The sequence below is a fragment of the Andreprevotia chitinilytica DSM 18519 genome (genome assembly GCF_000711875.1).
Classification (GTDB): Bacteria; Pseudomonadota; Gammaproteobacteria; order Burkholderiales; family Chitinibacteraceae; genus Andreprevotia; species Andreprevotia chitinilytica.
Window position 1 is genome coordinate 1 of record NZ_JONM01000028.1, and the last position, 12,243, is coordinate 12,243.

At 60.1% G+C, this 12,243-nt stretch carries 10 protein-coding genes; 3 read left to right on the forward strand and 7 right to left on the reverse strand.

Features of this window, described 5'->3' with window-relative positions; genetic code table 11:
• Together BR41_RS19520 and BR41_RS19525 are read right to left on the reverse strand one after the other, a co-directional pair.
• Positions 1-257: helix-turn-helix domain-containing protein (locus tag BR41_RS19520; RefSeq protein WP_156970809.1), on the reverse strand; the 257-nt coding region annotated here is incomplete at its 3' end.
• Between the two features lie 313 nt (positions 258-570).
• Positions 571-3,396 carry a chitinase C-terminal domain-containing protein gene (locus BR41_RS19525; RefSeq protein WP_245616002.1) on the reverse strand — a complete coding sequence of 942 codons (2,826 nt, stop codon included), beginning with the start codon at positions 3,394-3,396 and terminating at the stop codon, positions 571-573.
• Positions 3,397-4,064: 668 nt separating this feature from the next.
• Between BR41_RS19525 and BR41_RS19530 the strand changes: the two genes are divergently transcribed.
• A complete protein-coding gene (locus BR41_RS19530) occupies positions 4,065-4,661 on the forward strand; it encodes a 6-pyruvoyl trahydropterin synthase family protein (RefSeq protein WP_035060483.1) in 597 nt (198 codons plus the stop codon).
• A gap of 175 nt (positions 4,662-4,836) precedes the next feature.
• Here the strand turns inward: BR41_RS19530 and BR41_RS19535 are convergent, their stop codons facing one another.
• The 5 genes from BR41_RS19535 to BR41_RS19555 form a co-directional block, all read right to left on the reverse strand.
• Positions 4,837-5,940, reverse strand: a complete 1,104-nt coding sequence (locus BR41_RS19535) for a VanZ family protein (RefSeq protein ID WP_051711413.1) — start codon at positions 5,938-5,940, stop codon at positions 4,837-4,839.
• Positions 5,941-6,050: 110 nt separating this feature from the next.
• Positions 6,051-7,109, reverse strand: coding sequence for an ABC transporter substrate-binding protein (locus BR41_RS19540; protein WP_035060485.1), 1,059 nt, complete (start codon positions 7,107-7,109; stop codon positions 6,051-6,053).
• 327 nt (positions 7,110-7,436) lie between these two features.
• A complete protein-coding gene (locus BR41_RS19545) occupies positions 7,437-8,219 on the reverse strand; it encodes an ABC transporter permease (RefSeq protein ID WP_035060486.1) in 783 nt (260 codons plus the stop codon).
• Positions 8,216-9,142 carry an ABC transporter permease gene (locus BR41_RS19550; RefSeq protein WP_035060488.1) on the reverse strand — a complete coding sequence of 309 codons (927 nt, stop codon included), beginning with the start codon at positions 9,140-9,142 and terminating at the stop codon, positions 8,216-8,218. The genes BR41_RS19545 and BR41_RS19550 overlap by 4 nt, the downstream gene beginning before the upstream one ends.
• Positions 9,143-9,154: 12 nt before the next feature.
• The gene (locus BR41_RS19555) at positions 9,155-10,240 is read right to left on the reverse strand and encodes an ABC transporter ATP-binding protein (RefSeq protein WP_035060490.1); all 1,086 of its coding nucleotides are present in this window, start codon (positions 10,238-10,240) and stop codon (positions 9,155-9,157) included.
• Positions 10,241-10,543: 303 nt separating this feature from the next.
• Here BR41_RS19555 and BR41_RS19560 point away from each other — a divergent pair, with 303 nt between their 5' ends.
• Positions 10,544-11,896, forward strand: coding sequence for a deoxyguanosinetriphosphate triphosphohydrolase (locus BR41_RS19560; protein WP_245616004.1), 1,353 nt, complete (start codon positions 10,544-10,546; stop codon positions 11,894-11,896).
• Positions 11,893-12,237 carry a hypothetical protein gene (locus tag BR41_RS19565; RefSeq protein ID WP_035060493.1) on the forward strand — a complete coding sequence of 115 codons (345 nt, stop codon included), beginning with the start codon at positions 11,893-11,895 and terminating at the stop codon, positions 12,235-12,237. Before BR41_RS19560 ends, BR41_RS19565 begins: the two co-directional genes overlap by 4 nt.
• The last annotated feature ends 6 nt before the right edge of the window (positions 12,238-12,243 follow it).

The window sequence follows — 12,243 nt, forward strand, 5'->3', positions numbered from 1 at the left end:
CAGGGATAGGCGTCATGCAGCGCCAACAGCAGGGCTTCCAGCGCGCTGCTGCTGCGTGCCGGAGAGTGCAGGGGTCGGCGGGAGCGATCCTGCAACCCGGCGGCGCCGTGTTCAGCGAAGCGGGCCAGCCATTTGTAGCCGGTCTTGGGGCTGATGTTGAAGGCGTGGCACAGCGCACGGACATTGGCGCCAGGGGCTTGGGCCAGCAAGACGAATTCGTGGCGTGAGGACATGGTGGAATACTCCTTCCAAGGCATCGCCTGCTCCTGTGAATGGTAAGGCGATGATCATAAAAGGTGTTACCCATGTCTCCCGACAAGTGTTACCTATGTCTCCCGGCTGAACACTGCGCTCAACCCAACCTACAGATGCGGCCTACCCGGCCCGTTGGATGGCCGCCGTTGCTCCGGCAGGGGTTCCGCGGCCCCGGCCGGCAAGCCGTCCGGGCTACGGGGCGGCACATGCGACTGCGTGGCCCATAAAAAAACGGGCAAGCTTTTCAGCTTGCCCGTCTCAATTCCGGCCGAAACCGGAGGGGTTACAACTTCAAATTTTTCGGTATGGCCTTGATTACTTCAGACCCACCGGCAGATTCGGGTATTCCTGGCTGAGCGAGTACTTGCTCGTGCCAACCGTCAACACGTAGTTGGACGGACCGGAGATCGGCAGTTGGTAGTTCAGCGTGATGGCAACCGATGCGCCCGGTGCCAGTGATTGCCAGGTCGGTACGGTGAACTGCGCATGGTTGAAGTCCGCCTTGAAGCCGCCGATGTTGTTCGGGCCGTTGTAACCAGCAGTCACCACCTTCAGGCCGTAGCCGGATTGGTCGCTCATGTTGGACGGGGCCGACACCGGGTAGTCGAACTCAACCAGCGAGCCGCCCGGGATGGTGGTGGCGGAATTGTTCGTCACCGTCAGGACCGGGTTGATCGGATAGTTGCTGTCGCCCATCTTCCAGCCACCCAGGGTGATGCTCACATTGGCGGTGGTCTGCGGCAACGTGGTCTCGGCGCGCTTGTTGCCATACGGCGCAGCGGCTTTGAGCTTGTTGTACAGATCAGTCGTCAGCGTGGTGCCCATGAAGTACTCACCCTTGCCGCCGTTCTTGGTTGCATCCCAAGCGTAGTCGCCTGCCATTTCCCAGATCATCACGCCGCCGATACCGTTGTTCACGATGTAGTCGGCCTTGGCGTTGATGGACTGTTCGGTTTCAACCGACAGGAAGACTTGCTTGGTGGCATTCCACAGCCACGGTGCGACCAGCGTTGCGCTGTAGTTCGGCGAGTACGTACCGGTGATGGTCTTGTCGGTCACCTTGTAGGCGTCCAGATAGTCCGGAACGATGCCGTTCTGCAGGTTCAGCGCGTGCCACAACGGGTTGCCGCCGCCAGGAACCGGTGCGCCGGTGCTGTCGAGGTCATACCAGATGTTGTCGATGCCGGTTGCGCCGGTGCCGCAGGTTGCGACGCCGTTGCAGGTCACGGTGGAGTTGGTCACGCCAGAGGTGCCCCACAGACCGTTGGTGCCGCCAGTCACGCCCTTCCAGCCGCGGGTGTAGTACGGCACGCCGATGTTGATCCGGCCGGCTTGCAGTGCACCGCGGTAGTAGTGGTAGGCCCAGTCAACGTTCAGGTAACCGATGTTCTGGAACTGGTAGGCGCTACCGGCCTTCAGTTCAGCATCGTTGCCGTCGTCATACAGCGCGGCGTTCGGACCAACGTACTGGTTCCAGCCACCGTGCAAGTCGTAGGACATCAAGCTGGCGTAATCCAGGTACTGGAGCGCCGACATGTTTTCTTCGCCACGCAGGATCCAGCCAGAAGCCGAGCCAGCGATGGTGAGCATGTAGTACTTGTTGTCTTGAACTGCAGCAGCATCCAGCTTCTGACGGATCGTCTTCAGCAGGAGGTTGTAGCTGGTCATCAGGCCCGACAGACGCGGTTGCGAGATGGTGAAGTCCAGCGGGTTGCCGGCCTTGCTGTTGGTGGTCGGGTGTTCGTAGTCGATATCCACGCCGTCGAAGAAGCTGTATTGACGCAGGAACGCCACGACAGAATCCGCGAAGGTGTTGATGCCGGCCGTGTTCGTCGAACCGTCCGCATTGGTGGTCATGGTGTAGAAGCCAGTGCCGCCAGCCCAACCGCCGATCGACATCATCACCTTCACGCCCGGGTACTTCTTCTTGTACTGAGCGAGCAGGTTGAAGTGGCCGTTGTACGGCAGCGAGGTATCCATGGCCGCGCCCGCGATGGTCGGCCAGGTGAGGCCGGTATCCGGGTTGGTGGCGCCAGAGCCGATGCTGACCTTGTAGGTGTTTTGATCGACCGAGCCGAACGCGTAGTTCAAGTGGGTGATCTTATCCCACGGCAGGTTGTTCACCAGGTAAGCCGGGGAGCCATCCACGCCGGTACGCCAGCTGGCGAAGTAGCCGACGATACGACGGTTCAGGCCGTTGGCGAGGATTTCACGACCGTTGGTGTCATACACGCCGCAATACGGCACGTTGGCGACGGAGGTGGTCAGGCCATCCGGCTGGCAAGCTGCGCCAGACGACGGTGTCGGTGTGGGGGTCGGCGTCGGGGTAGCCGGCGCTGGGGTCGGCGTGGCGGTAACAGGCACCGGTGTCGGTGTTGCTGTGACCGGAACTGGCGTCGGAGTCGGTGTGACGGGCTTCGGTGTCGGTGTTGCAGTGACCGGGACCGGAGTCGGTGTCGGGGTAGCTGTAACCGGAACCGGCGTCGGAGTCGGCGTGGCCGGCTTCGGTGTCGGGGTAGCGGTTACCGGAACTGGGGTCGCAGTGACCGGAACCGGGGTAGCAGTCGTGCCGCCGCAGGTGCCGAGCACAGTCCAGTCCTTGCCGGAACCGGACGGGCCGCTGTTGGTGGACGGGTTGGAGCTGGTCCACCAGTTGGCGACGTAGTTGACGCCGTTCAGGGTGACCTTGTCGCCTTGGTTGTAGTTAGCCTTGGTCGAATCCCAAGCGGCGTAACAGGTGCCGGACGGGGTCGGGGTGGCGGTAACAGGAACCGGCGTCGGCGTTGCAGTGACCGGAACCGGCGTAGGAGTCGGTGTCGGAGTAGCCGGTTTCGGCGTCGGCGTTGCGGTGACAGGGACCGGCGTCGGTGTCGGTGTGGCGGTAACCGGAACCGGTGTTGGCGTCGGGGTGGCGCCACCAGCGCTCACACCCAGATCGGTCCACAGGCTGGTGTTGGTCGGGTTCCAGCCGGTGCTGGTGTAGTCGGTCTGATTGACCAGGGCTTTATAGTCGTGCCCTTGATAGGACACGATGGTGCCGGCGGTGTAATACACGTCGGGCGCCCATGCCGGATAAGCGGCAAAAGCATGGACGGCATACAGCGCAGCCGGAATCACCGCGAAGGCGAAACGATGCTTCATCAAAAATCTCCTCCAACCTCGAGATTGGCATTATTTGTGCACCGAAAGTGGTCTGGTGCTGGTCACCGATTCGTTATTTCTGCGTAAGCATCGATAACTTCCACGGCGCTCGATCCGGCCAAAATATTCACACTCCGGCCTTGGATGATTGATTAGCAAGCAGGCCACCCACCTTGTCAAGACACCCCGAGCCCCTGCCGCTGGACTCCGTACCTTTGTCATCGGCGCTACATGATTTCGACTACATCAACATCAGCCAAATCACATATTGCATTGCAGCAAATATTTATCAACCCATTGATATTCAATGTACTTTTTGCACAATATTTCACCTTGCAACACATCATTAGCCGGGTCTGATGTAAGTAGTTCAATGTAGTCCATGTAGTTTTTTCGTAAAAAATTTTGTAGCTGGATGCACTTTTCCCGACAACCGGCCCGGTTTTCAAACCGAACGTGTTGTTTATTTCCTGAAAAATCTTTCCGTTTCATTACATTTTGCCGACATAAATTTTGGCGAAATTTGGTGAATATTGCACCAATCGGGTGCGCCAGCGTGGGGCACATCCCGAATGCGCTGTCAGCATGTGGTCTTCTCAAATTCACCGAGCAGCTGCCTTGAAGCCCGGTCCTGCATCTGTTAAAACCGCCTATCCAAGGAAAATGCCATGTTGATTCGCAAGTTATTCAAGTTTGAAAGCGCCCATATCGTGCGCAACTGTTCCAGCGACCGCTGCCGGCGTTCGATTCACGGCCATAGCTATAAGGTGGAAGTGCTGCTGGAAGCCCACACGCTCGATCACGGGCAGATGGTTTATGACTTCGGCCTGATGAAGGGCACGATCAAGGACGTGATCGATGCCTTCGATCACACCATCTGTTATTGGGACAAGGACGATCCGGAGTACATCCGGCTCAGCCAGCAGTTCTCCGCCCGCTGGATCGCCCTGCCGGTATCACCCTCTGCCGAGCAATTCGCCCGCCTGTTCTTCGTGCTGATCGACGCGATTCTCAAGCTCACGGTGATGAAGAACGGTGAAGGCGATGTCACCCTGCATTCGGTCATCGCCCACGAAACCGATACCGGCTACGCGCAAGCCTTCCGCGACGATGCCTATAACCCGCGCATGGGCGATATCCATCTGCAGGACATCGTGTTCTCGGAACAGGTCTGCGCCGAGTGGAGCGACCCGCAGCTGTATGACAAGCTGCTGGCCGGCACGCCACTGGTGAACCCGGAAGTGGCGTTGCAGATCAAGGTTTAAGTCCTGACCGTCAGCGCCACCCAAAGCAAATGGCCCTCACAACGAGGGCCATTTGTTTTTGTTAACACCGTAGCCCGGACGGCTTCGCCGGCCGGGGTTGCGCCATGCCAAGCATCCACCACGGCGAGTGTTGAGACGCAAGCTCCCCGGCCGGCGAAGCCGTCCGGGCTACGGTTCACCAGCTCTCCCGCCCCCGCATCACCGCCATCCACAACAGAATCAGGATCGCGCCATACGGCCAGATATCGCCGATGGCGGCGGCCAGGCCCGAGAAGTGCATCAGGTGACCGTAATGCCAGCGGAACAGAGGCAAGGTGGCGGACAACTGCGGCGATAGCGGCCAGATCCAGCTCACCACCTGCGCCGCTGCCAGCGCCAACGCACCGACAAACGCACGCCAACGGCGCTGCAGCCGCCATAACAACCACAGCAGTAACACACCAGCCAACCCACCCAGGACGATGCTGCTATTCACCCAGACGAAGAACTGCACCGGCTTCAACAGCATGCCGGCAAAGGTCAGCTTGAGCACCAACGCCACCAGCAAGGTAATGCGGATCGCGGTGGGAATCTCTCGCAGGTGGCGCATCAGGCCTGCCACGAACAAGGCCACGCCGATCATGTGCAGCATCATGCCGCCGCCTTCCAGCAGACGCAGGAACAAGGCGGCGTTTTCGATCGGCGAATCGAAGGGCTGCGGCAAACCGCGCGCCTCGACCACCACGCCAAGGAACGGCACTGTCGGGTCGAACTGGGTCACGAACCACAGCCCCATCCAGACCATGCCGCATTCGATGATGCCGCCCTCGCGGAAATGGCTGTAGCGGAACACGTGCCAACGCCGCTGCCAGCGCCGGCTGGCCAGGAATAGGGCGAACACGCCACCGATGAACGCCCCGAAGGTGTTGGACATGATGTCGAGATTGTCGGCGATCCGGCCGGGGATGAATTGCTGGACGAACTCGACCACGCACGACAACAGGAACCCGGCCAGCGTCCCGACCAGCCATGACCACGCCCGGCGGCGCACCATCAGGGCGACACTGGCGCCCAGCGGGATGTAGGCCAGCACGTTGATCAGGTTGTCGAAAAAGGTGAAGTAATACGGCAGCGGGTAGGTATAGAAGGCGAAGACCGGCTCGCCGGTGAAGCGCCAGCCGGAAAACGGATACCAGCTGACAATCAGGACCAGCAGCAGATAGCAGGCGAAGAAATAGCGCGAGACGCTAGACGGCGCGATATTGCGGGCAAGGTAGGCAATTGGCGGGAAGGCGCGCATCGTCTGGATTCGTTGTGAACTGCGGTCCGGTTTCAAATAGAAAGGGGCAGCCAAGGCTGCCCCGATTCTACCTGCATCGAACCAGCTGCATCGAGCTGGCGAGACTGCGATTACTTAGCGGTCTTCACTTCCGTCCACAGCTTGCCCAGATCACGCAGATCCTTGCCTTCCAGCGCGTTGAGCTGTTGCAGCTTCTTCATGGCCGTGGCATCCGGGAACACCGCGCTGATCTTCTGGATATCCGGCTGCACGAACTTGGCAGCGGCGGCGTTCGGGTTACCCGAGCCGATCATGTTGGTGAGTTCGGAAGAATTCTTGCCGTCGAGCATGAAGTTGATGAACTTGAGCGCCAGGTCAGGACGCGGCGCGTTCTTCAGGATCATCATGTTGTCCACCGACAAGGTGTTGCCTTCCTTCTGCAGACCATAGGCAATGCCGAACGGGCGCTTGGCGGTCTTGGCATCGATATTGGCCTGGAAGAAGTCGCTGGAGTAACCGTGCACGACCCAGATGTTGCCCAGCGTCAGTTCCTTGATGTAGCTCTGGGTATTGAAGGCGGCCCAGTACGGCTTGGCCTTCTTGATCGTCTCGGCGGCTTTCTTCCACTCGTCGCGCTTGGTCGAATTGGCTTGGTAGCCGTTGTACATCAGCGCGGCGGCGAACAGCTCGCGGCTGTCGTCCAGCACCGTGATCTTGCCCTTGATCTTCTCTAGCACCTTCGGATCGAAAATCACCGACCAGTTGCTGGTATCGAGATTGAGTTCCTTGACCTTCTTGTCGTTGAAGCCGACCAGCGTGGTGGTGAAGGCGTACGGCACGGAGAACTTGTTGCCCGGGTCATACCAGCCGTTGGTGAACGACGGATTGACGTTCTTGAAGTTCGGCAGCTTGGATTTGTCGAGCGGCTGCACCAGACCTTGCTTGATGAGCGGCGGAATCGCGAAACCGGTCGGCACCACCACGTCGTAACCCTTGGCGCCGGCTTGCAGCTTGGCCAGCATTTCGTCCATGGCACCGTAGTAATCCTGAACGACCTTGCATTTACATTCGGTTTCAAAACGCTTGACCGTTTCCGGGGCGATATAGTTATTCCAGTTGTAAATGTGCAACACGTCTTCGGCTTGCGCGAAGCCAGCAGTCAGACACAAGGCCAGCAGCAGTTTTTTCATCGCTCGATCCATCCTCACAAGTTGAACAAAAGCACCAAATAAACAGACGCGGGATCGTGGTCCCGCGCCCATGCAAACAATTCTAGGCGTTGGCGGCTATTTGCAAAATCGGCGGCTGGGCCGCGAATGCGTGCAGAAAGCGGTTTGAGGCTGGCCTCAAATCGGAAGTAAGCGCTGGATGAATGCCCCGAGGTGGTTTACTTCCCCCTTTTTGAAGGGGGATCGAGGGGGATTTTGGCGTCGCTGCAAATTGGGATGCCGCAGAAATCCCCCCTAGCCCCCCTTCAAAAAGGGGGGTGTCACACCGGCGATTTTGAGAACAGCCTCTTAATCATTCGTCCGCAATGCCGACGGCGCCACCTTGCTCACGATCAGGATCAACGACAGCGTCAGCAGCATCAACAAGGTGGAGACCGCGTTGACCTCCGGGTTGAGCTTGATCGGCACCTTTACGCGCGAATAGATTTCCAGCGGCAAGGTATTGGAGCCAACGCCGGCGGTGAAGAACGAGATCACGAAGTCATCGATCGACAGCGTGAACGCCATCAGCGCACCGGCAATGATGCCGGGCATGATCAGCGGCAGCGTGATGCGGCGAAACGCCATCACCGGGCTCGCGCCCAGATCTCGCGCCGCTTCGACCAGCGTTTCATCCATGCCTTGCAGGCGTGAACGCACCACGATGGCGACAAAGCCGATGCAGAAGGCGATGTGCGACAGCGTGATCGACACCAGCCCCAAGGTCATATTGAGCATGACGAAGAAGATCAGCAGCGAGACGCCCATCAGGATTTCGGGAATCGCAATCGGCGTGAGCACCAGCACCGGCAACAAACGCAGCCGGTACTTGTACATGGCGTAGCCGGCCAGCGTGCCGAGCACGGTCGAGACCAGGCAAGTGATCGCGCCGATGGCCAGCGTGTGCGTGGCGGCTTCGATCATCACGTCGTCATGGAACAACAGTTTGTACCAGTCGAGCGTGAAGCCGACCCATTCGGCGTTGAGGTTGGAATCGTTGAACGAGAACGCCACCACGATGGCGAGCGGCAGGTAGAGGAACGCGTACACCAGCGTTGCCGCGCCCCAGATCCATTTCGAGACTTTCTTCATTGCTTTTCCTTGCCTCGGCTGCCCGCCCACGCCGCGAAAGCCGCGAGCAACAGCACCGCCAGCGTCAGCATGATCGACAGCACCGAGCCGAACGGCCAGTCGCGGCTATCAAGGAACTGCTGCTTGATCAGGTTGCCGACCATGATGCTATTGGTGCCGCCCAGCAAATCGGGGATCGCGAACATGCCCAAGGCGGGGATGAACACCAGCGCCGTACCGGCCCAGATGCCGGGCAAGGACAGCGGCCACGTCACTTTCCAGAAGCGTTGCCACGCGTTCGCACCCAAGTCCTGCGCGGCATCCAGCAAGGCCATGTCGTGCTTTTCAAGGTTGGCGTACAGCGGCAGCACCATGAACGGCAGGTGCACGTAGACCAAGCCGACGATGACCGCGAACTGCGAGAACAGCATCGACACTGGTTCCACACCAAACACGGCCAACACGCTGTTCAGCACCTTGCTGAAGTAGCTCTGCGGCCCGAGGATGATCATCCAGGCGTACACGCGGATCAGGAAGTTGCTCCAGAACGGCAGGATCACCAGCAGCACCAGCAGATCGCGGGTCTTTTTCGGGCTGCGGGCGATCAACCACGCCAGCGGATAGGCCATGACGATGCAGATAATCGTGGTCAGCCCGGCATACCAGAACGATTTGAGGAACAGACCGGCATAGATCGAATCTTCGAAAAAGCGCCCAAAGCTCTCGAGCGTGAGGAAATCGTGCCAGTTGTGCAGATTGATCAGGAGCGTGGTCTTGCCGGCATCATCCGTCTGCGTCAGCGGCATCAGGCCGCCGTAGTCGCCGCCAAAGCGGAACGCGGCGAAGCCCATGATCAGCGAGGGCGCGGCGAAGAAGATCAGCAGATAGAGCAGCGGCGGGCCGGAAATCAACCACTTGGCCGCCCGTTGGATTCGGTTTTGCATGGGTGCCGATCCTCAGTCCAGCAGGAAATGGCCGGCATCGAAACGCCATGCCAGTTCGACCAGATCGTTGTCGTCGAAGAACCGCGCACGGCCCGGTGCCGAGTTGGGCAGCATGGTTTCGACCAGCGTGCCGTTTTCCAGCTCGACGATGTAGATGGTCACGTCGCCCAGATACAGGCAGTCATGCACCTTGCCCTTGAAGTGCACTTCGTCGCCATCGTGGGTCAGGCTGGCGGCGAGGCGGATTTTCTCCGGCCGCAGCGTGAGCGTGCCGGACTGGCCCACCTTCGCGCCTTCCACCGGTAGCGTTTCGCACAGGCCGACACCAGGGATTTCCACTTTCATGCGTGCGCCGCCCACTTCCGCCACCTTGGCATCGAGCAGATTGCACTGGCCGATGAAGTCGGCCACGAAACGATTCTTGGGGTAGCTGTAGATGGTTTCCGGCGCATCGAGCTGCGCCACTTCGCCCTTGTTCATCACCGCGATGCGATGGCTCAGCGCCAGTGCCTCGCCCTGATCGTGGGTGACGTACACGAAGGTGATGCCGACTTCCTTCTGCAGATTGATCAGCTCCAGCTGCATTTCCTCGCGCAGCTTGGCATCGAGGGCGGAGAGCGGCTCATCCAGCAGCAGCACGCGTGGCCGGTTCACCAGCGCGCGGGCAATGGCGACGCGCTGGCGCTGGCCGCCAGACAACTCATGCGGGTAGCGTTTGGCGAACTGCTGCAGCTGTACGTCTTCCAGCACTTCATCCAGTCGCGTGGGAATATCGGCCTTGGGGACGCCGGCCATTTGCAGGGGGAAGGCGATGTTCTGCGCCACCGTCATGTGCGGGAATAGCGCGTAGCTCTGGAACACGGTATGCACCGGCCGTTTTTCAGGCGGCACCTGGCTCATGTCCTTGCCATCCAGCAGGATCTGGCCCTCGTTCGGTTGCTCGAACCCGGCCAGCATCCGCAGCAGCGTGGTCTTGCCACAACCAGACGGCCCGAGCAGCGTGAAAAACTCGCCAGCCTCGACCGAGAGGCTCACATGATTGACGGCGGTGAAGTCGCCAAATCGCTTCACCACGTCACGGATTTCGAGCAGCGCCATTGCAGCATTCGTCCCAGTTGATTCCAGATACAGAGCGGCTGACAAACCCCAGCGTAGCGGTGCTGGCTAGGCGTGCGAAACGCAGGCAGTACGTGCGTACGGCAAGTGAGCACAACAACGCCAGCAGGGGTTTGTCAGCCGCTCCAAAAATTGCGGGGCATTCTAACAAAATAAGAGGCGTCAGATAGACCGTATTTCCGGCTCTTTTACCGCCACTTTCGCCAATCGGTACAAGGGATTGGCGCGGATTCGGGCGCGGGTTCGCCCCATGCGACGATACTCCTTCCCGGCCCGTATAATCCGATGACAAAGAAATCAGGAGTACAGGTCGCGATGATGGACTGGAACCGGCTGCTGTCGTCGGAACGATTGGGGGCCGAACGCGGCGCAAGCGCGGGCAATGAAGGCGGCCGCAGCAACTATCACAAGGATCACGATCGCATCGTGTTCTGCTCGCCGTTCCGCCGTATGGGCCGCAAGACGCAAGTGCACCCGATGACGGAGAACGACCACGTGCACACGCGGCTGACGCACAGCATCGAAGTCGCCTGCGTCGGCCGCTCGCTCGGCGTGCTGGTCGGCGAAGCGCTGCGCGACAAACTGCCCGCCCACATCAATCCGTATGACCTGGGCGCGATCGTGCAAGCGGCGTGCCTCGCCCACGATATCGGCAACCCGCCGTTCGGCCACGCCGGCGAATACGCGATCCGCGACTGGTTCCGCCGCGATGAACACGCCTATCTGCTGCAGAACGTAACCGGCGACGAACGCCGCGACCTGATGACCTTCGAGGGCAACGCGCAGGGCTTCCGCATCATCACCCAGCTGGAAAACCACCGTTTCGAAGGTGGCCTGCGCCTCACCTACGCCACGCTCGGCACCACGCTCAAGTACCCGTGGACCAGCGAATACGCCGGAGACAAGGGCAAATTCAGCTGTTACGAGAGCGAGAAAAAACTGCTGGCCCAGGTCGCCACCGAGCTGGGCCTGCCCGAGCTGGAAGCGGGCCGCTGGGCGCGGCATCCGCTGTCCTACTTGATGGAAGCCGCTGACGACATCTGCTACGCCATCCTCGATCTGGAGGACGGCATCGAAATCGGCATGCTGCCGTATGAATCAGTCGAGCCGATCCTGATGAAAATCTGCGGCGGCGATCATGAACTGCTGGCGCTCGAAGTCGCCGCCGCGCCATCGGTGCGACGCAAGATTTCGCTATTGCGCGGCAAGGCCATCGACCGTTGCGTGCGCGACGTTGCCACCACCTTCATCACTCAATACGACCGCTTGATGGAAGGCCGCTATCAGGGCGACCTGTTGAACGACTGCCCGACCGGCATGCGGCTGGGCATCCACGACGCCAAGCAACTGGCACGCGAACGCATCTTCAACGAGCGGCGCAAGATCGAAATCGAAGTCGGCTCGTTCACCTGCCTCGATATCCTGCTCGATGCCTTCTGCAACGCCGCCTATCAGCAGAAAATCAGCGCCGAGATGCCGTTCCGCATGCGACGCGTGCTCGACCTGATGGAATACAACGCCCCGAAAAAGGAATGGCCGATGTACGAAACCTACCACCGCGTGCTCGATTTCATCGGCGGCATGACCGACAACTATGCGACCTATCTGGCGCAGCAAGTCGGGGGGATGGGGCGATGAAGCGTCTACTGAAATCCATCCCCATCTTGCTGGCGACGGCGTTGATATTGAGCGGTTGCGGCGTGGTCAGCACGGTGGCGAGCGTCGGCCTCACCGCTGTCAACGTCGGCGTGACCGCGGTCAACGTGACGACCACGGCGGCCGGCATGGCGTGGGATGCCGGCAAGGCGGGCGTACAAGGCGCGACAACGGTTGCTGGCTGGGCCGCAGATGCTGCCCACGCCGCGCCCAACGCGGCCCCGGTAGCGAATAACGCCGTGCATGCAGTCAACACCGCACCGGCCGTTCAGCCGGCAGCTCAAGCGGTCGCACAACCCGTCCCGCTGGCCGATCCACAATAAACCTGA